The 19,749-nt window shown below is 74.7% G+C and carries 16 protein-coding genes and 1 riboswitch; of the genes, 4 read left to right on the plus strand and 12 right to left on the minus strand.

Annotated features, from left to right (window positions below):
- Positions 1–20 precede the first annotated feature (20 nt).
- From AC1UE4_RS00650 to AC1UE4_RS00695, 10 genes are all read right to left on the minus strand, one after another.
- On the minus strand, positions 21–302 hold the full coding sequence (locus AC1UE4_RS00650) for a hypothetical protein (RefSeq protein ID WP_482915288.1): 282 nt from the start codon (positions 300–302) through the stop codon (positions 21–23).
- Between the two features lie 192 nt (positions 303–494).
- On the minus strand, positions 495–2,573 hold the full coding sequence (locus AC1UE4_RS00655) for an O-antigen ligase family protein (protein ID WP_482915289.1): 2,079 nt from the start codon (positions 2,571–2,573) through the stop codon (positions 495–497).
- A 14-nt stretch (positions 2,574–2,587) separates the two neighbouring features.
- Entirely contained in the window at positions 2,588–4,153 is a 1,566-nt protein-coding gene (locus AC1UE4_RS00660) for a tyrosine-protein kinase domain-containing protein (protein WP_482915290.1), read from the minus strand.
- 10 nt (positions 4,154–4,163) lie between these two features.
- Positions 4,164–5,588, minus strand: coding sequence for an O-antigen ligase family protein (locus tag AC1UE4_RS00665; RefSeq protein ID WP_482915291.1), 1,425 nt, complete (start codon positions 5,586–5,588; stop codon positions 4,164–4,166).
- 12 nt (positions 5,589–5,600) lie between these two features.
- On the minus strand, positions 5,601–6,767 hold the full coding sequence (locus AC1UE4_RS00670) for a glycosyltransferase (protein WP_482915292.1): 1,167 nt from the start codon (positions 6,765–6,767) through the stop codon (positions 5,601–5,603).
- Complete coding sequence (locus AC1UE4_RS00675; RefSeq protein ID WP_482915293.1) at positions 6,764–7,810, minus strand: glycosyltransferase family 2 protein; 1,047 nt, start codon at positions 7,808–7,810, stop codon at positions 6,764–6,766. The genes AC1UE4_RS00670 and AC1UE4_RS00675 overlap by 4 nt, the downstream gene beginning before the upstream one ends.
- On the minus strand, positions 7,807–9,657 hold the full coding sequence (gene asnB, locus AC1UE4_RS00680; RefSeq protein ID WP_482915294.1) for an asparagine synthase (glutamine-hydrolyzing): 1,851 nt from the start codon (positions 9,655–9,657) through the stop codon (positions 7,807–7,809). Before asnB ends, AC1UE4_RS00675 begins: the two co-directional genes overlap by 4 nt.
- Complete coding sequence (locus AC1UE4_RS00685) at positions 9,658–10,461, minus strand: glycosyltransferase family 2 protein (RefSeq protein ID WP_482915295.1); 804 nt, start codon at positions 10,459–10,461, stop codon at positions 9,658–9,660. It abuts the gene before it with no gap.
- Positions 10,458–11,906, minus strand: a complete 1,449-nt coding sequence (locus tag AC1UE4_RS00690) for a lipopolysaccharide biosynthesis protein (protein ID WP_482915296.1) — start codon at positions 11,904–11,906, stop codon at positions 10,458–10,460. Before AC1UE4_RS00690 ends, AC1UE4_RS00685 begins: the two co-directional genes overlap by 4 nt.
- The gene (locus tag AC1UE4_RS00695; protein ID WP_482915297.1) at positions 11,888–12,700 is read right to left on the minus strand and encodes a polysaccharide deacetylase family protein; all 813 of its coding nucleotides are present in this window, start codon (positions 12,698–12,700) and stop codon (positions 11,888–11,890) included. Before AC1UE4_RS00695 ends, AC1UE4_RS00690 begins: the two co-directional genes overlap by 19 nt.
- A 94-nt stretch (positions 12,701–12,794) precedes the next feature.
- Here AC1UE4_RS00695 and AC1UE4_RS00700 point away from each other — a divergent pair, with 94 nt between their 5' ends.
- The 4 genes from AC1UE4_RS00700 to AC1UE4_RS00715 all read left to right on the plus strand — a co-directional run bounded on the left by AC1UE4_RS00700 (position 12,795) and on the right by AC1UE4_RS00715 (position 18,686).
- The gene (locus AC1UE4_RS00700) at positions 12,795–14,660 is read left to right on the plus strand and encodes a GNAT family N-acetyltransferase (protein ID WP_482915298.1); all 1,866 of its coding nucleotides are present in this window, start codon (positions 12,795–12,797) and stop codon (positions 14,658–14,660) included.
- Positions 14,661–14,801: 141 nt separating this feature from the next.
- Positions 14,802–14,883: riboswitch (cyclic di-GMP riboswitch) on the plus strand.
- Between the two features lie 61 nt (positions 14,884–14,944).
- Complete coding sequence (locus AC1UE4_RS00705; RefSeq protein ID WP_482915299.1) at positions 14,945–16,438, plus strand: hypothetical protein; 1,494 nt, start codon at positions 14,945–14,947, stop codon at positions 16,436–16,438.
- Positions 16,414–17,547, plus strand: a complete 1,134-nt coding sequence (locus AC1UE4_RS00710; protein WP_482915300.1) for a glycosyltransferase family 4 protein — start codon at positions 16,414–16,416, stop codon at positions 17,545–17,547. Before AC1UE4_RS00705 ends, AC1UE4_RS00710 begins: the two co-directional genes overlap by 25 nt.
- Positions 17,544–18,686, plus strand: a complete 1,143-nt coding sequence (locus AC1UE4_RS00715) for a glycosyltransferase (RefSeq protein ID WP_482915301.1) — start codon at positions 17,544–17,546, stop codon at positions 18,684–18,686. Before AC1UE4_RS00710 ends, AC1UE4_RS00715 begins: the two co-directional genes overlap by 4 nt.
- Here AC1UE4_RS00715 and AC1UE4_RS00720 read toward each other — a convergent pair.
- Together AC1UE4_RS00720 and AC1UE4_RS00725 are read right to left on the minus strand one after the other, a co-directional pair.
- Positions 18,683–19,390: a tyrosine-protein phosphatase gene (locus AC1UE4_RS00720; protein WP_482915302.1), complete on the minus strand. Its 708-nt coding sequence runs from the start codon at positions 19,388–19,390 to the stop codon at positions 18,683–18,685. The two genes, AC1UE4_RS00715 and AC1UE4_RS00720, sit on opposite strands and share 4 nt — an antisense overlap.
- Entirely contained in the window at positions 19,387–19,743 is a 357-nt protein-coding gene (locus tag AC1UE4_RS00725) for a hypothetical protein (protein ID WP_482915303.1), read from the minus strand. Before AC1UE4_RS00725 ends, AC1UE4_RS00720 begins: the two co-directional genes overlap by 4 nt.
- Positions 19,744–19,749: the final 6 nt, after the last annotated feature.

Here is a 19,749-nt window from a genome sequence, read left to right on the forward strand (position 1 = left end):
AGCGTGGACGAGAGGAGCGGTCAGCTCTCGCTGCGCCGCGTGGTCCGGCGGAGGACCATGCCGGTCCCGACGAGCGCGAGGCCCATGAGGACCACGATGCCGACGTCGAGGCCGGTGAAGGGGAGGGTGCCCGACTCCTGTGCGGGGGTCGGGGTGGGCGCAGGCGCGGGCGGCGTCGTCGCCGGCGGCGGCGGCGACGTGGTCTCCGTCGGCTGCTGGGTCTCGATCTCGCCGATGACGCCCAGCGTCTCGTCGTAGCCCTTCGCGCTCGGGCTGGCGCCCATCGCGACGGGGCCGCTCACGGCGAGCAGCAGAGTGGTGATCAGTGCAGTGGCGGCAATGCGCATGATGTGAAACCTCTTGACAGGAACTCCGGTGTCCACGCTCGCGGCGCACCGCGCGCCGGGAGAGAATACCCGCTCATCTGCCGCCGTCGTACCCCCCTGGACGAACGGACGAACGGAGGCGTTCTCACCGATGGACGGGGAAGGTCCTCAATCCGGGTCGAAGGGTTGGATCCGGTAGGAGAGCTGTTCGGCGAGCTTACGCTCCGCCTCGGCGGGGTCGACCGGCTGCTTCCGCGCCAGAAGCCGCCCGACCTCGCGGACGACCGGCTGGCGCGGGTTGAGCTGCCTCGCCTCGGCCAGGCTCCGCCGGGCGGATGCCCACTTCTTCGCCTGACCGTCGAGGAGCGCCAGCTCGAAGTGCGCGAACCAGTTGCGGGGCTCGCGCTGCAACGCCTCTTGCAGATCAGCGCGCGCCTCGGCACGGCGGCCGAGCGTCCGCGCGATGACGGACCGACCGACGAGCGGGGCGGCCGTGAGCGGGTCGAGGTCCGCCGCGCGCTTCAGCCGGGCGAGCGTCAACTCGGGGTCGGAGCGCTGGACCTCGTAGGCGGAGCGCTCGAACCGCGCGGCGGCGCCGGGCAGCGCCAGCGAGACCGCCGCGGCGATCGCGCCGATCGCGACGACGGCGCGCGCGGGCATCGTGCGCAGCGGCCCGCGGACGTCGTCGCCGGCGCCGCTCGAGCCGCCGCCGATGCGGCCGGACATCGCGAACAGGCCGAGCGCGAGCAGCGACAGCGCGGGGAACTCCCACAGCCAGTCGACCATCCCGTGCGCGAGCCAGATCAGCCCGCCCGCGAACGCGGCGACGGCGAGGCCCGCCTCCGCGGACGTGGCGCGGGTGCGGACGCGCGCGAAGCCGGCGGCGATGCCGCCGAAGAAGGCGAGGAACAGCGCCGCTCCGACGATCCCGAGCTGCGCGAGGATCCCGAAGCCGAGGCTGTGCACGTACCGCGGCGCCTCGGACGTCCTGCGCTGCACGAGGTAGGGGACGCTGAAGTTCTCGGTGCCGATGCCCGCGACCGGGTGGTCGCGGAACTCGTCCAGCGCGACCCGCCAGAAGTCGTAGCGGCCCGAGCCCAGCGCGCCGGTGAAGCGCGTCGAGCCGGACTCGACCTGGTCGTAGCTCGTGGACTTGAAGCTCTCCCAGCGGTCGTCGAGCCAGCCCGTCGACCCGGCGAGCACGACCACGCCGGCGACGGCCGCGAGGCCGGCGAGGCCAAGGAACGTGCGGTCGGCCGTCCGGCGCGCGGAGGGCGAGACGCCGCCGCGCCGCTCCAGCAGGCGGGCAGCTGTGAGCGCGACGACGGCCGCGGCGATCGCGACCACCGCGCCGATCGCGATGACGCGCCGCGCGTCCGACAGCGCCGCCTCGAGCGCGCCGCTGTCGCTGACGTTGCGGACGTCGGTGAGCGTGCTCCAGCTCAGCGCCAGCAGCCCGACGGGGACGGCGAGCGCGAAGAGCGCCGGCCAGCGGCGCGGGTGCAACAGGACGAAGGCGGGCGCCGCGACGATGAACCCGGCGGCGGCGCCGCGGCTCTGCGAGAGCAGCGAGGTCTCGATGAGGACGACGGCGACGCCGAGGCCGAGCGCGCGCAGGGGCAGGCGCAGCTCGCGCGTCAGGGCGAGCTGCAGCGCGGGGAAGAAGGCGATGAGCCAGAGGTTCGCCGTGGCGTTGGCGTAGGCGATCGGCTCGGCGATGCGCCCTCCGACGAGCAGCGTGCTGGGGTCGTCCTTCGTCGCGGAGACGATCAACAGGCCGACGGCGAGCGCGCCGACGCCGAGGGCGACCATCGAGAGCGCTGCGCGGGCCGTCCCGGCCGGCCACGGGCGCAACCCGACGATCGTGAAGCCGAGCCAGAAGAGCAGCGTGCGGTTCGCACCCTGCCACGCGTCGCCGGGGACGTCGGCCCACAAGATCGAGAGGAACGACCACAGCGTGAACGCGCCGAAGGCCGCCACGGCGAGGTCGAACGCGCGGGAGCGGTCCTGGCGCGCGGGCGGCGCGACGACGAGCACGAGGACGAGCAGCGCGAGCGCGAAGAGCGCGACGGGGTACCAGACGGTCTCCTCGAAGCCGCCCCCGAACGCCCCGAGCACGGGCGCCGCCGCCAGCACGAGCAGCCCCGGCAGCAGCATCGCCTGCGCGCGCCGGCCCGTCAGCGGCTCGTGCGGGCGCGCGAGGTCCGGCGGGAACGGCTCGGCGGCAGGGGGCGATGGCGTCGCCAAGGGGCGCGAGGTGCTCAGCGGTCGGGCGTACGGGCCGCCACGGGCCGCTGGCGCGAGGCCTTGCGGTCACGCGGCGTGACGCCGTAGGCGTGGTACGAGTTCGCGCCGCGGGTGCGCTGGCCGACGAGCAGGAAGCCCGTCGGTGCGAGCCCGGCGCCGTTGAGCAGGTCGCGGACGCCCTCGAGGTTGGCGCGGTTCGTGTGGCCGGGCCGCGCGACGAGGATGATGTCGTCGACCTGGTCGGCGATCGTCAGCGCGTCGGCGACCTCGCCGAGCGGCGCGGTGTCGAGCACGACGTAGTCGGCCAGCGTGCGCGCCTCCTCGAGGATCGCCGGCATCTTGCGGCGCAGCGACTCGAGCAGCGCGACGTCGCCCTCGGCGCTTGCCGCGGGCACGATCTGCAGCGGCGGCAGCTGGGGCGCGGGGGTGAGGAGGTCGGCCAGCGGCGTGCCGGTCAACGTCGCGACGAGGCTGCGCCGGGGCTGGATGCCGAGGACGCGGGCGAGGTCGGGCTTGCGCAGGTCGAAGTCGATCAGCACGACGCGGTGCCCGCCGCCGACGAGCGACAGCGCGAGGTTGACCGCGGACGTGGTCTTGCCGTCGCCGGACGACGCGCTCGTGAGCATGACGGTGCGGTGGGTGCCGGGCTGGCGCTCGAGCTGCACGCGCAGCGTGCGGAACGCCTCGCGGACGCCGGGCGGCATGTCCGACGGGCTGAGCACGCCGCGGCGCGTGCGGCGCGGCATGACCGGCGCGCGGGCCAGCACGGGCGCCGGCAGCACGGTGAGCAGCTCGTCCTCGTCGCGAACGCGGCGCTCGAGCAGCTCGAGCAGGAGGGCGACGCCGCTGCCGACCGCGAAGCCGGCGAGGATGGAGAGCAGCGCGAGGATCCACGCGGGCGTGCCGAGCGGCGAGCCCGGGACGGCGGCGCGCTCCGAGAACGACAGCGTCGGGTCGTTGCCGTCGCGGACCGACTCGAGCGTTCCGATCCGCTGCGCGAGCTCGGCGGCGGCTTCCTGGCGGCCGGCCTGCGTCAGGCGGGCCTGCTGGCGGCCGAGGCGGTCGAGCGCGCTGACGACGGCGCGGCGCAGCGCCTCGGTGCGGACGTCGAGCGCGGCGCGCGCGAAGGTGTTGGCGAGGGCGGCGGCCTTCTCGCCGCTGTCCGCCTTGGCGGTGACGGCGAGCACGCTGCTCTCGCCCTGCGGGCCGACCTCGATGTCGCCCGAGACCTGCGACTGCGTCCAGCCGTTGCCGAGGCGGCGCGCGGTCAGCGCGGCGGCGGCCGGCGAGTCGACGAGCGTCGCGGCGGTCTGGATCGTGCGCGTGGCGTCGCCGTAGTCGCGGAGGAACGGCAGGCCCTGGAAGGTGACGTCGGCCTCCGGCAGCGGCGTCACGAGGATCTCCGAGGTGGTCTCGAACTGCTCGGTGCGCTGGGCGAGCCAGGCGACGCAGCCGAGCAGCGCGGCGAGCGTCGTGACCAGCACGAGGATGCGATGCGCCGAGATCGCGCGCACGTACGGCGCCCAGCCGCTGTCGTTCTGACGGGAGGGCGGCGTGACGGGACCGAGGTCGGCTGCCACGTTCGTGAGGCTACCGAGCGGTCCGGGCGTTGTAGGGCGAGCCACGATCCTCCTTGCGTGCCGCTGCCAGGAGCGCCGAGCCGAGACCCAGCAGGAGCCAGAGGCGGAAGTTGTTGCCGATGGAGAGGAAGAACGCCGCGGTGAGGAAACCGATCTGACCGATCAGGAGGCCCTGGGCGAGCGCTTGCAGGTCGGGGCGGCCGCGGAGCTCCCACGCCCGCGCCGCTCGCCACGTCGTGTACAGGCCGAGCACGCTGACCAGCAGGAAGCCGAGCAGGCCTATGACCCCGGTCTCGGCCAGCAGCTGCAGGTAGGTGTTGTGCACGATGTGGGGTGAATCGACGATCAGGTCGACGTACTGCAGGTTCCGCAGGTCGCGTACGTAGGTGGTCGACTCCTCCCGGAACTGGTTGAGGCCGACCCCCGTCATGGGGTGGTCCTCGCTCATCCGCCAGGCGATCGCCCACAGCTCGCTGCGGCCGTTGCCGCCGCCGTCGAACGACGTGATCCGGTCGAGCGCGCCCGGCGTGGAGGCGAGCGCGAACGTCGCGATCATCCCGATGAGCGCGGCAAGCCCCAGCGCCTGCAGCCGGTGGCCGCGTGCGAGCACGATCGTGGCGACGATGCAGACGCCGGCCGCGACGAGGCCGCCGCGGGACTGGGTCGCGGCGGCGCCGAAGCCCATGATCCCGAGCGAGACGATCAGCAGCATCCGGCGCGGGCCGCGGGCACCCGCGAGCATGCCGACCGCGACGGCGATCGCCGCGATGAGGCCTGCGGCGAGCTCGTTGGGGTCGTTGCCGGCGGCCTCGAAGCGGCCCTCGGTGGCCTGCGCGGTCTTGATCGCCGACTGCCCGGTCGTGAGGTCGCCCATCGCGGCGCCGACGATCACCGAGAACACCGCGCCGGTCACGAAGCCGGCGGCGACGAGCCGCACCTGCTGCGGCGTGCGCAGCGTGGTGGCGACGACGACGAGCAGCAGCACGCACAGCGCCCAGTAGAGGAGCTCGCCCTCGACGAGGTCGGACTTCCGCGCCCAGGCGAGCGTGATCGCCAGCCACAGCAGCAGCCCGAGCGCGGGGAAGAGGGCCGGGCCGGCGGCGCCGAGGAGGTCGCGGAACCGCTCGCGCCGGCCGCTGATCACGGCGAACCAGACCGCGATCAGGCCGAGCCCGCCGATGCTGGAGGCCAGGCCGAGGCCGGCGACGTGGCCGAGCGACAGCGTGGTCGCCCACAGCGCGAGCCCCAGCGGGAGACTGATGAGCGTGACCGGCGCGAAGACGGCCAGCGCGGCGAGCGCGATGGCCCTCGGCGTCTGCGCGACGGTGCCGATGCCGATGAGCAGCGCGAAGAACGCGGCGGCCCCGGTCGCGGCGATCGGGAGCAGCGCCGACGCGCGCGGCAGCGGCGGTGATGCGGCGTGGGGAAGGCGCACCGGTGCGGCAGCCTAGTCGCGGCCCGGGCGGATCACGGCCGCTGCGACGCGCGCGGCCTCGGACTCGAGCGTGTGCTCCCGCGCGACCTCCAGCCCGCGGCGAGCACGCGTCAGGCGGCCGTCGCGGTCGGCGAGCGCGCCGTCGATCGCACGGGCGAGCGCCCCGGCGTCGCGCGGCGGGACCAGCGTGCCGGCCGCGCCGTCCTCGAGCAGCGCGGCGACGCCCCCGACGTCCGTCGCGACGACGGGCAGGCCGGTCGAGAGCGCCTCGAGCAGGACCTGCGGCGTGCCCTCGGTGACGGCGACGTGGACGAAGAGGTCGGCGTCGCGGTACCGGGCGAGCAGCTCCGGCCCGATCGGCACGAAGCCCGGGAGGTCGACGCGATCGGCCACACCGAGTCGCTCGGCCGCCTCGCGGACGTCTTGAGCCAAGCGGCCGGTGCCGACCCACGTCAGGCGCGCGCCGCTGCGCAGCTGCGCGAGCGCCTCGACGGCGAGCAGCGGGTTCTTCTCCCAATCCAGGCGGCCGACGGTGAGCAGCCGGGGCGCGCCGTCGCTCGTGCCGTCGATCGGCTGCGCGGCGAGGTCGGCGTCGCGGACGAGCGAGACCGTCATCCGCGTCAGCCCGCGGCGCGGGCCGCCGTAGGAGCGCTCGATGCCGTCCCCGACGACGGTGGCCGGGACGCGCCGCGCGAGCAGCCGCCACGCCTTGTCCAGCACCCACAGCGGCGCGAGCAGCGGCGTCGCCCGTCTCGAGCGCAGGCGGCTGCGGAAGTAGGCCATCGTGTCCTGCCGGACGCCGAGCACCACGCGGCGGCGCCGGGCGAGCGCGAAGAGCGCGAGCAGGAACGAGAACGGGTGCGGCCCGAAGGCCCAGACGACGTCGACGTCGTCGAGGCCGCGCCAGAGCGCACGCACGGTGCCTGACCCCGTTGTTGCGAGGGCGCGGAGGTTCGCGAGGTCGTCGTACCAGGGCAGCAGCGCCAGCCGCGGAGAGCCGGGGAGCGGGAAGTCGGCGCCCGCGTGCGGCGGGGCGTCGCGCCCGAAGAGGACGAGCTCGTCGGCGTGGGTTCCCACCTCGCACCCGAACTGCAGGAACGGGTACGTCTCCGCGCTCGTGAAGACGGTGCCGCCCTCCATGCGATACGGCGCGTCGATGTACAGCCCGAGACGCGTCATCGGCCGCCCGCCGCCGTGGCGTCTCCGCCGGCGCCCTCCGCGCTCTCTCCGCCCGCGAGACGGCGGAGCGCCTTCGCGGGCACGCCGAATCGTGCGCAGCCGAGGAGGAAGCCGGCTCCCCATGGGAAGTGCATCGCCGCGAAGACGACCGGCAGCTTCGCGGTGTCGTCGCGGTCCTCGGCCGCCTGCGCGGCGGTGGCGAGCGCGGCGGCCGACCAGGCGGCGAGGGCGATCTTGCCCGCGCGGCCGAGGCGGCCGGGCAGCAGCGCGGTCAGCGCGGCGAGGACGAGCGCGGGCGGGAGGACGTGCGAGCGGCGCATGCTCGACGGGTGCCGGACGCTCGTCTTCACGCGGTACTGCCCGTAGCGCCAGTACTGCCGGGCAAGGCGCTTGAGGCTGTCGCGCGGCACGTACTGCGCGGCCATCTCCGGCACGCAGAGGATGCGGCCGCCCTCGGCGCGGATGCGGGCGGCGAGCTCGGCGTCCTGGTTGATCGGCCAGCCCTCGTCCCAGCCGCCGTGGCGTTCGACGGTCGCGCGCTCCCACACGCCGGTGAAGCCGCTGTCGGCCTCGACCTCCTCGGTCGCCGTGCGGAACGCGGCGCCGCCGACGCCCATGCGCGTCCTCAGCGCGAGCGCGACGAGGCGCGACCAGCCCTCCTCGCCGTGGGCGAGCTGCGGGCCGGCGACCCACACCGCGTCGCCGCGCTGCAGCCGCGCGATGCCGGTCGCGAGGTAGTCGGGCGGGTACCAGGTGTGCGCGTCCATCCGCGCGACGTAGCGCCCGCGCGCGGCGCGCAGGCAGACGTTCAGCCCGTTCGGCGTGCTGCGCGCCGGGTTGTCGAGCAGCCGCACGCGCGGGTCCTCCGCGGCGATGCGCTCGACGATCTCCCGTGTCCGGTCCGACGAGCGGCCGTCGGCGACGAGCACCTCGAGCGCGCCGTCGAGGCCCTCCTGCCCGCGCATGAGCTCGAGCGCGCGCTCGACGTGGCGCTCCTCGTCCAGCACGGGCACGAGGACGGAGACGAGGACGTCCTCGCTCACTGCCGCCACATCGTGAAGACGAGCAGCGCCCACAGCTGCCGGTTGCGGTCGGCGCGGCGGCTGACGTGCTCGTCGAGCAGCGCCGTGACCGCCTCCGGCTTGAAGAAGCCCTGCTCGCGGATCGTCGCCGGCGAGAGCACCTCGCGCGCGAACGGCTGCAGCTCGCCGCGCAGCCACGCGGCGGCGGGGATGGAGAAGCCCTGCTTGCGCGCCTGCAGCAGCTCGTCGGGGACGAGCGGCTCGACCGCGGCGCGCAGCAGCCGCTTCTTCTCCAGCCGGCGCACCTTGTGCTTGGCGGGGATCGCGAGCGCGAGGTCGGAGATCGCGGTGTCGAGCAGCGGTACGCGCACCTCGAGCGAGTGGGCCATGCTCGACCGGTCGGTCTTGACGAGCTGGTCGTCGACCAGGTTCACCGCGAGGTCGACGTCCTGCAGGCGGCTGAGCATCTCCGCGCCCTCGGTCTCGGCGAAGCGCTCGCGGTAGAGGTCGACGGGATCGAAGTCGACGAGGAGCTCGTCGGCGAGCAGCCCGCCGCGCGCGTCGCCGTCGAGGTACGTCGTCCAGCCGACGTGGCGGTCGAGCGGCGGCAGCGCGCCGGCGGCGGCGAAGCGCTTGGCCTTGTCGTCGAGGCGCAGCGAGCTCGACCCGCTCGGCAGCCGGTCGAGCAGCGGCCGGGCCAGCGCGGCCGGGCGGCCGAGCCACGGGGCGAGCCGGTCGGCGGTGTACGTGAAGTAGCCGCCGAAGAGCTCGTCGCCGCCCTCGCCGGCGAGCGCGACCTTGACGTCCTTCGCGGCCAGCTCGGCCACGAGGTACGTCGGCAGCGCGGACGAGTCGGCGAACGGCTCGTCGAAGGCGGCGACGACCTTCGGCAGCAGCTCGACTGAGTTCGGGTGCACGACGAGCTCGTGGTGGTCGGTGTCGTAGCGCTCGGCGACGATGCGCGCGCGGTCGAGCTCGTTGAACGTGCGCTCCTCGAAGCCGATCGAGAACGTCTTCAGCCGGCCGCTCGCGTGCTCGGCGGCGAGGCCGGCGATAGCGGAGGAGTCGACGCCGCCCGAGAGCAGCACGCCGACGGGGACGTCGGCGACCATGTGCGCCTTCACCGACTCGCGCAGGCGCTCGCGCAACTCGGCGGCGAGCACGTCGAAGCTCTCCCCGCGCAGCTCGTCGCGCGCCACCGGCTTGGGGCGCGCGTAGCGCTCGAGCGTCGTGCTCCCTCGCTCGTGAACGAGCAGCGTGCCGGGCGGCAGCTTGCGCGCCTCGCGGTAGATCGTCAGCGGCGTCGGGATCCAGCCGAGCGCGAGGAACGCGGTGAGCGCGCGCGGGTCGACGTCGGTCGAGAAGCCGGGCTGGCGGACGAGCGCCTTCAGCTCCGAGGCGAACGACAGCGTGCCGCCCTCCTCGCGCCAGTACAGCGGCTTGATCCCGAACCGGTCGCGCGCGAGCACGAGCCGCTGCTTCGGCGCGTCCCACACCGCGACGGCGAACATGCCGCGCAGGCGCTCGGCGAAGCGCGGGCCGTGCTCCTCGTAGAGGTGGACGAGCACCTCCGTGTCGCTGTGGGTCGCGAACGTGTGCCCGCGGCCGATCAGCTCGTCGCGCAGCTCGCGGTAGTTGTAGATCTCGCCGTTCTGGACGACCGCGATCGTGCGGTCCTCGTTGAAGATCGGCTGGCTGCCGCCCTCGAGGTCGATGATCGACAGCCGCCGCATCGCGAGGCCGACGGGCACGTCGACGTGCACGCCGGCGCTGTCGGGACCCCGGTGCAGCAGCGTCTCGTTCATGCGCTCGAGCGCCGAGCGGTCCGCCGGGCGGTCGCGCTCGTGGATGCCGCAGATGCCGCACATCTACGCGGCCCTCCGGTCGAGCACGGCGCGCTTGACGCGCGCGACGCCGGGGATGCGCTTGCCGCCCTGGGCGACGGCGAGCTTGAGGACGCGGCGGTGCGGGCCGCGGCGCAGCGGGTGATGGAGCATGAAGCGGGTCAGGACGTGGAGGTTCGAGTCCTGCACCTTGTCCCAGTCCTGGCTCATCGACTGGCCGGTCCAGCGGTAGTTCGCGAGGACCCGGTCGACGTACGCGAAGCGCCAGCCGGCGCCCGCCAGGCGGAGGTACAGGTACCAGTCCATCGCCCCCCAGGTGAACTCGGCGTAGCCGCCGATGCGCTCGATGGCCGACTTGCGGACCAGGGCGAAGTTCGGGATGTCGTTGCGCAGCGCCAGGGCGGGGAAGTGGTCGAGCGGATGCCCCGACGGATCCTCGATGTAGAGGTGCTCGTGCATGCCGAAGACGCGCGCGTTGCAGTACGCGAGGCCGACCGCGGGGTCGTCGAGCCGCGGGAGGAGCGCCTCGAGGTACTCCGGCTCGTAGCGGTCGTCGGCGTCGAGGTGGGCGATGAGCGGCGCGGCGCTGGAGCGCAGCGCGGTGTTGCGCGTGCGGCCGAGGCCGCGGTTGCGGTCGTGCTCGACGATCCGCACGCGCGGGTCGTCGACGTCCTGCAGGACCTCGCGCACGGGCGTGCGCGAGCCGTCGTCGACGATCACGAGCTCCCAGTCGTCGCGTGTCTGCGCGAGCACGCTGGCGACCGCCTCGCCGATCGTCGCCTCGGCGTTGTAGGCGGGCATCGTGATGCTGACCGCGGGCGCCGTCATGGCGCCGCGACGGGCGAGGGGACGACGGACTGGCGCAGGCGCTGCAGCGAGTCGCGCGCGAACAGCCACTGCGTCAGCGCGTAGACGACGGCGGCGGCGACGGCCGCGATCAGGAGCACCGCCCACGTGCCGTCGACGAGCTCGTCGACGCCCCATGCCACCGCGGCGACGGCGAGGCCGCCGGCGACGGGCGGCCACAGCGCGGTGAGCACGGGGCCGAGCGAGACGCCGACGAGCCGCATCGCCAGGCCGAGCTGCAGCACGAGGATCACGCCGGCGACCGCCGCGTGGACGGTCGCGACCGAGTTGATGCCGCCGTCGACGGCGATCAGCACGCTCGGCACGACGACGATCACCTGGAAGATCGCGACGCGCAGCAGCAGGCCGGCGCGGCCGCTCGCCTTCAAGACGGTCCCGCAGACGAGCGTCACCGGCGAGGCCAGCGCGTAGAGGCAGAAGAGCTGCATCACGGTCGCCGCGGACTCCCACTGGTCGCCGAACGCGGCGAGGATGAGCGGGTCGGCGAGGACGAAGAGGAACGCGGCAAGCGGCAGCGACACCATCCCGGCGTAGCGCAGCGACGAGAGGAACGCGTTGGGCAGCGCGTCCTTGCCGACCGCGGCGAAGGCGGGGAAGAGCACCTGGCCGGCGACGACCGAGAGGTTGATGATGAGCAGCTCGGGCAGCCGTGAGGCGAGCGAGTAGAGGCCGAGGTCCGACGAGCCGAGCGCGTGGCCGATGACGAGCGCGTCGACGTTGCCGAGGATCGCGCCGGCGAGGGTCACGCCGGTCAGCGCGCCGCCGAAGCCGAGCAGCTCGCGCAGGTGGCCGCGGCTGGCGCGGAAGCGCGGCCGCCAGTCGACGCGCAGCCACAGCGTCAGCGTCATCGCGGCCGTGCCCGCGACGTAGCCGAGCACGAGGCTCCACGCGCCCGCGCCGACGAGCGCGAGCGTGATGCCGGTGACGCCGCGCGTGACGACGTCGGCCATCTCGGCGACGGTCCGCGACCGGAAGTCGAGGCGCTTCTGCGCGAGCGCGTAGTGCGCCGAGCCGAGCGACCGCAGGACGAAGGTCGAGCCGAGAACGGGGAGGATCCCGGTCAGGGCCGGCTCGTCGTAGAGGTCGGCGACGACCGGCCCGAGGATGGCGGTGATCGCGAGGATCACGAGGCCGCCGAGCTGCATGACGATCCATGCCGTGTCGGCCTTGTCGGAGACCTCCTGCTCGTCGACGATGATGAGCGCCTCGGCGACGCCGAGGTCCTTGAGCATGTCGAGCAGCGCCGTGAACGTCAGCGCGAGCGCGACGAGGCCGAACTCGCCCGGCGTGAGGATCCGGGCGAGGATCGCCGTCGAGACGAGCACGAGCAGGCGGCCGCCGACGTAGGAGCCATAGGCCCACGCCATCCCGACCGCCGTGCGGCGCGTCAGCCCGCGCTCTGCCATCGATCCGAGTAGTCGGCCCCGCCGCCGCGCTTCCTGAGCCGGGCGTCGACGGTAGCCATCGCGCGCTCGAAGGCGCCGGACGCGCGGATGCGGCGCAGCGGGACGTTGACCTTCGCGCGGAAGCGGCGGTCGTCGTCGCCGTGGTAGACGCCGACCCGCGGCCAGGCGAGCGGATCGCCCTCCCTGAGCGAACGGCCGAGCGCGGCGCCGCCGGCGTACCCGGCCTCCTTGGCGGCGTCGCGGACGCGGGCGTCCTGGTCGCCGTAGGGGTAGGCGATCGTGGCGCACGGCGCGCCGAGCTCCTGCTCCACGCGCGCGCGGGCCTGCTGCAGCTCCTGCGCGAGCGCGTCGTCGCCGAGCGTCGTGAGGTGCGGGTGGCTCTGCGTGTGCGACGCGATCTCCCAGCCGGCGTCGCGCAGCGCGCGCAGCTCGTCCCACGAGTGGGGGAGCAGCTCGTCGCGGTGCTCGGTCGTGAGCCAGTGGTCGACGCCCGGCCAGGCCATCGGCTCGCCTGCGTCCGGCCAGTTCGTCGGCACGAAGACGGTGGCGGGGAGGCCGAGCCGGTCGAGGATCGGCTTCGCGAGCGTCCCCACGGAGCGGTACGCGTCGTCGAACGTGACGACGACCGTCTTGCCGGCCGGGCGCTTCGCGACGACGTCGGCGAAGGTGGCGCCCCGGTACCCGCGGGCGACGAGGCCGCCGAGCTGGCGCTCGAGCGCGTCCGGGGTCACGGACAGGTCGGCGGGCCAGGTGGGGCTGACCGCGTGGTAGCAGAGGACGAGCACGTCGGTCACGGCGCATCGGCGGGGCCGTCGGATGGGGGTCCCCGCGCGCGGCTAGGGTACTCGCCCGCCCGGCGCCGCCCGAAGCGCCGTCGCGGCACGAGCCATGGCCGCTTCCACGATCACCGCACGGCCGCCCGCCCGCCCGGCGCTCCTCGTCGCGGCGCCCACGTCGCCACCCGTCTTCCCCCTCGGAGGCCCGCACCTCGTGCGCGCCTCGGTGGCCGAGGCGTTCGCCCTCGCCTTCGAAGCGGTCGGCGAAGACGCGGTCGTCGTCCGCCACGAGCTCGGCCACCCGGCTGAGGTCTCGGCCGGCGAGCACCCCGTGATCGAGGACTGCACGGAGGCCATCGGCGCGTGGAGCGAGCGCGGTCCGGTGGGCAGCGTCGGAGACGTCGCCGTCTTCGCGCTCGGCCCGACGCTCGGGTTGCGCGGAGCGGTCGTCTGCGGTTCCGCGGTCGCCGACCGCGAGGACGTCGCCCCCGACCGCCGCGCCCGCGCGATCGCGGCCGTCCTGCCCGGCCTCGCGCACCCTTCCTTCCAGTCGCGCCGCCTGGGTCACCACCTCGCGCTCGCCGCCGCCCTCGGCGATCGCGTCCCCGAGCGCTTCCGCGACCCGTCCCCCGGAGCCGCCCCCCTCGTCGTCCCCCTCGAGGTCGAAGACGCCGACGCGGAGCTCACCCGCCTCCGCGCGCAGAAGATCCACGCGGTCCGCCTCGGAGACCGCCTCATCGGCCTCCCGTGCCACCACCACCTCACGCCGGAAGACGTCGAGAGGGTCGCCGTCGCCGTGGAGGCGCCGCGGGGCGCGGCGCCGGCGAAGACCTCGCGGGGCGCGGCCGTGGAGACCTCGTGGGGCGCGGCGGCGGAGAACGCGCCGGGCGAGGCGCCGGCGAAGGCGTCGCGCAACAACGGGGTCAGGCACCGTGCGTGCACGGTCGAGCCTCTCGGCGACTTCTCCGCCGCGCGCGGAGCGTGGGCGGAGGTTCCGAACGCGAACCTCTTCACGACGATCGAGTGGGCGGAGACGTGGTGGCGGCACTTCGGCGGCGATCGGCCGCTGCATCTCCTCGCGTGCCGCGACGCGGGGGAGACGGTCGGGATCCTGCCGCTCTACCGGGCGGCTCGGCGGCCCGTGGACCTCGTGCGGTTCGTGGGGCACGGGCCGGCGGATCGGATCGCGCCGGTGTGCGCGCCGGAGGATCGCGTGCGCGTCGCCGCGGCGCTGCGCGACGCGCTCGGCGAGCTGCGGCCCGACCTCCTCGTCGCCGACGAGCTGCCCGCCGACGAGGGGTGGGCGGGGCTGCTCGGCGGGGTGACGCTCCGGCGCGAGCCCAGTCCGGTGCTCCCGGCCGCCGGCCTCACGTTCGACGCGTTCCTCGCGTCGCGCAGCCGCAATTTCCGCGAGCAGGTGCGCCGCCGCGAGCGCGCGCTGCGCAAGCGCCACGACGTCGCGTTCCGCCTCGTCACCGACCCCGCCGACCTGGACGCCGCGCTCACGACGCTGCACGCGCTGCACGAGGCCCGCTGGCAGGGCGCCTCGAACACGTTCGCCGAGGGGCCGGCCCGCGCGTTCCAGCGCGACTTCGCCCGCGTCGCGCTCGAGCGCGGCTGGCTGCGCCTGTGGCTGCTCGAGGTCGACGGTGTCGCGGTCGCCGCCTGGCAGGGTTTCCGGTACGCCGAGTACGAGTGGTACTACCAGTCGGGCCGCGACCCGGCGTGGGACAAGCAGTCGGTCGGGTTCGTCCTGCTTTCGCACACGGTGCGCGCCGCGATGGACGACGGCGTCCGCGAGTACCGGCTGCTGCGCGGCGGCGAGGAGTACAAGGGCCGCTTCTCCGCGTTCGATCCCGGCCTCGAGGTGCTCGCCGTCCCGCGCACGACGGCGGGACTGGCCGCGACGGCAGCGGGCCTGGGCGTGCGCGCGGTGCCGCCGGACGTGCGCCGCGCGCTGCTGCGCCGCGCCGGCTGACGGCCCGCACTGAAGCTCTCACCGGACGCCTAGAACAGGTGTCGACCCGGTGCTGGACAGACGTCCACAAGGAGCGCTGACCGCTCGGCGTTGGACCGTCCCGGCCCGAGGGTGTGCGTGGACACACAACTGAATCGGCACCTCCCGAAAAGGCACCCCCGTCGCGAGGCGGGTCCGCAAAGTCACGGGACTCGTCCCCCATCGAGTCAGCCGGGCCGCCGAAGGAGAAGTGGGCGGTGCCATGACCACCCGGAGAGACGTTGCCGCCGATCACGTTCCCCAGCTTGCGCTGCCGTTTCGCGCTGCTCGCAAGCGCCCTGTTGCTGCTCATCTGCCTGCTTCCCCAGCCGGCCGACGCGCGCCCCGCCGTCAAGGTCAAGACCTACAGCGCGGCCGTCAAGAAGGGCAAGCTCGTCAGCTACCGCATCAAGGGCATCCACCCGCGCACGATCCGCGGTGCCCGCCTGCGCGCCAGCGCTCGCCGCCAGCAGGCGCTGCCGCTGCGCGCCGTCCGCAGCGCCGCCGCCCGCGGCGTCCTGAAGGTGCGCCTGCGCGCGAAGCTCGCGAAGAAGCCGGCGACCGGCGTCGTCAGCGCGCCCGTCGCGCCGACGCTCGTCCTGAAGATCGAGGACCGCCGCGTCGAGCTCGAGCCGACCACGTCGCCCACCGAGACGATCGTCGCCGCCAAGAAGAAGACGAAGCCCGCGCCGACGTCGCCCACGCCGACGGACCCCGCGCCCGCTCCCGAGCCGGCCCCCGCGCCCGCGCCGAGCACGCCGCTCGGCGGCGACTGCCCCGCCTACGGAACGTTCGGCATGGGCATCGTCCCCGGCGCGTGCTGGCGGCCGTACTCGGACGCGAGCCCGTTCAACCGCAGGATCCCGGCGACCGCCCCGCTGCTGAGCAACTCGCAGCAGATCGTCGACCGCATCACGAGCTTCGGCCCCGCGCAGCACATCCGCGGCAAGGTCGCCGGCACCGACAAGGACGCGGGCGACCCCGTCTACTGGTCGCAGCCGACCGACCCGCAGTTCACGATCCACTGCCTCGAGCGCTGGGGCACCTGCGCGATCGAGGGCCACGTCATCCGCATCCCCGTCCAGGCGCAGCCGGCCGGCGACAGCGACGGCCACATGACGGTCATCGACCAGTCAACGGGTTGGGAGTACGACTTCTGGACCGTCCGCCCGCGCGACCCGAGCGGCGGCCGCATCGACATCGGCTGGGGCGGGCGCACGCGCATCGACGGCGACGGCCTCGGCTCGGACGCGACGGCCGGCAAGTACGGCAACCTCGCCGGCAAGCTCCGCATCGAGGAGCTGCAGGCCGGCCGCATCGACCACGCGCTCTTCCTGGTCGCGAAGTGCTCGTCGGGCGGCACGGTCTACCCGGCCGGCTCGAACCCCGGCCGCTCGTGCTCGGACATCGGCGAGCCGAACCTGAACGCGCCGCCGATGGGGGCCCGCGTCCAGCTCGACATGACCGCGGCCGAGATCGACGCGCTGAACGTTCCCAAGTGGCGGAAGACGATCTTCCACGCCATGGCCGAGTACGGGATGATCATGGGCGACACCGGCGGCGCCTGGGGCATCGCCGAGGAGTCCGGCCTCAGCCACACCGCGTGGGGCCAGCCCGACCCGTGGGTCACGTACGCCGAGCAGAACGGCGTCCCGTACTACGCTCCCGACGACGTGTTCGTCTACAACATCCGCGACGGCGTCGACTGGCGCTCGCGCCTGCGGGTCGTGGACCCGTGCGTGTCGCGCGGGACGTGCTGAGAGCGCTCCACGTCGTCGACTCGATGGCCTGCGGCGGAGCGGAGATGCTCCTGCCGCACCTGGCCGCCGTCGCCCCGGAGGCCGGCATCGACATGCGCGTCGCGTACCTGTCGGACCGGGACGGGACGCCGGCGGCCGATCGCCTGAGGTCGCGAGGGGTGGACCCGGCGCTGGTGCCGGTCCGCCACCTCGAGCCAAGGGCCGTCGCCGCGCTGCGGCGGCACATCGCCGAGGTCAAGCCGGACGTCGTGCACACGCACCTCGGCACGTCGGACTTCACCGGCGGCTGGGCGGCCCGCTCGCTCGGCGTCCCCGCCGTCTCCACGCTGCACCAGATGCGCTGGGACCGGCGCGGCCGCGACGGGGTCAAGGAGCGGCTCTTCGCCGTCAGCCGCCGCGTCGGCATGCGCCGCGTGATCGCCGTGTCCACGATCGCGCGCGACCGCTACCTCGAGACCGGGTGGGAGCGGCCGGAGCGCGTCGTCACCGTCCGCAACGGCATCGCGGGGGAGCCGGCGAGCGAGGCGGACGGCGCGGCGGTCCGCGCCGAGCTCGGCATCGCCGCCGGCGACCTCGTCGTCTCGATCGTCGCCGCGCTGCGCCCCGAGAAGGAGCACGCGATCGCCGTCGATGCGATCCGGATGCTGCGGGAACGCGATCCGCGCGTGCGGCTGCTCATCGCCGGCGACGGCCCGTCGCGCGACGCGGTCCACGAGGCGGCCGCGACGCTCGGTGACGGAGCGATCGTCGCGGGGTACCGGGACGACGTGATGGCGCTGCTCGCCGCGACGGACGTCCTGCTGCACGCGCCGTCGTACGACGCGCTCCCCACGTCGGTCATCGAGGCGCTCGCCGCGTCGACGCCCGTCGTCGCCACCGACGTCGGTGGCATCCCGGAGATCACGGGGGAGGAGCGCGGCGCCGTGCTCGTCCCCGCGCCGCCGCGCGCGGACGTCATCGCCGGGGCGATCGAGCCGCTGCTCGCCGACCCGGCGCGCCGCGCGGCGATCGGCGCCGAGGGCCGTGCCCGCTTCGAGGCTGAGTTCAGCGCCGAGGCGTGGGCCGGGCGCCTGCGCGAGGTCTACGACGACGTCGTGCGCGCCGCGTGACCGATCGCCTGCGCGTCGCCCACCTGATCGACCAGCTGAACCCCGGCGGCGCCGAGCGGTTCACGATGCAGGTCGTCGCCCGCCTCGATCCCGCGCGCTTCCGCCGCACGCTCTTCGTCACGCGCGAGACGCGCGACCACTTCCCCGGCGACACGAAGGCCGAGGCCCTGGCCGACCTCGCCGATCACGGCGTCGAGGTCGTCGAGCTCGGCCGCCGCGGCCGCTTCGACCTCGCCGCGTGGCGCCCGCTCGTGGCGCGGGTGCGGCGCAGGGAGATCGACGTCCTGCACGGGCACATGTTCGGCTCGTCGCTGTGGGCCACGCTGCTCGGCCGCGTCACGCGGGTGCCGGTGCTCGTCGCCCACGAGCACGGCTCGCCGGAGCTCCTCGGCCGCGCGCGCCTGCTCGCGGAGAGCAAGGTCCTCGGCCGCGGCGTCGACGCGTACCTGGCGGTGTCGGAGCGGGATCGCCGCCTGCTCGTGGAGCGCGGCGTCCCGGCGTCCCGCGCGCGCGTCCTGCCGAACGGCATCGCCGCGCCCACCCTCGATCCCGCGCGCGACGTGCGAGCCGAGCTCGGCCTCGCGCCGGACGCGCCGGTCATCGGCACCGTCGGCGTGCTGCGGCCCGAGAAGGCGCACGACGTGCTGCTGCGCGCCGCCGCGCTGCTGCGCGCCGACCACCCGGGCCTGCGCGTGGTGATCATCGGCTACGGCGACGGGCGCCCCGCGCTCGAGGCGCTCGCCGGCGACCTCGGTCTCGGTGACGCCGTCGTGTTCACCGGCATCCGCACCGACGTCCCGCAGCTGCTGCCCGCGCTCGACGTCGCGGTGCTGACCTCGCAGCGGGAGGGCAGCCCGCTGTCGGTCATGGAGTACATGGAGGCCGGGCTGCCGGTCGTCGCCACCCGGGTCGGCGGCATCCCCGAGATCGTCCGCGACGGCGAGGACGGGCTGCTCGTCGAGCCGGGCGACCCGGCCGCAGTCGCCGCGGCGGTCGGCCAGTTGCTGTCCGATCGCGACCGCGCGGCGGCGATGGGCCGCTCGGGCCGCGAGCGCCGGCGCGAGCGCTTCGACCTCGACGTCACCGCCCGCCTGCTCGGCGAGCTCTACGACGAGCTCTGGGCCGCGCGGCGCCGCTAGGCCGGCGGCAGCGGGTCGCCGGCGAGGATCGCCGCGGGCGCCGTCTGCGTCAGCGTGCGCCCGATCTCGCCCAGCGCGAGCGCGGGCCCGAGGTCCGGCGGACGCCACGTCGCCGAGTGGGCGTCGGAGGCGACCACGTGCACGAGCCCCTCCTTCAGCGCCTTGCGCGCGAAGCGCCCGCGCCGCGACCAGCGCGCCTCCAGCGACGAGGCGGTCACCTGCGTCAGCGCGCCGCGGTCGACGAGCGCGGCGAGGCGCCCGATGTCGCGCTGGAAGTCGGGGTTGAGCTCCGGATGCGCGAGCGTCACGCGGAACCCGCGCTCCATGAGCCGCTCGACCATCGGCTCGAACAGCGACGGCAACGGCTCATGCGGCGTCTCGAGCAGCAGGTCGGTGCCGTTCCCCGCCAGCGTGACGGCGCGCAGCTCGTCGTCGCTCATGTCGACCGCCCGCGTCAGCGCCAGCTCGCCGCCCGCCAGGACGTGGAGCCCGATGCCGTGCGCCGCCAGCTCCGCCTCCAACGCCATCGCCAGCTCCGGCAGCCGCCACGGGTCGACGCGGGGGTGGTCCTCGCGGATGTGCGGCGTGGCCACCATCGTGCGGATGCCGTTGGCCACCGCGACCTCGGCCATCGTCAGCGTGCCCGCGATGTCCTCCGGCCCGTCGTCCAGACCCGGGAGGAGATGCGAGTGGAGGTCGATCACCCGTACTGGGCGAAGATCTCGTCGAGCACCGCGTCGTACTCGCCGCCGCCGAACGTGGCGTCGAGGTACTCGGCGACCTCGTCGCGCGAGCGGCCCGAGAGCATCATGTCGAGCGCCACGAGCCGGATCGGGTCGTCCTCCGGCGCGGCGGGCGGCTGCGGGGCGGGAGCCGGCCGGCGCGCGGGCGGCATCGCGGCGGGCGCGCGGTCGGGATCGGCCGGCAGCTCGGCCCCGAGCACCTCGGCGAGCTCCGTCCACTGGCGGCGGATGTCGCCGGCCTGCTGCAGGAGGTCGTCGGCCAGCATCGAGAGCTGGTCCAGGACCTCGCGGTCGTCCTCGCGGCCTTCCTCCATCTTCCG

This window comes from Parviterribacter kavangonensis, assembly GCF_056863335.1.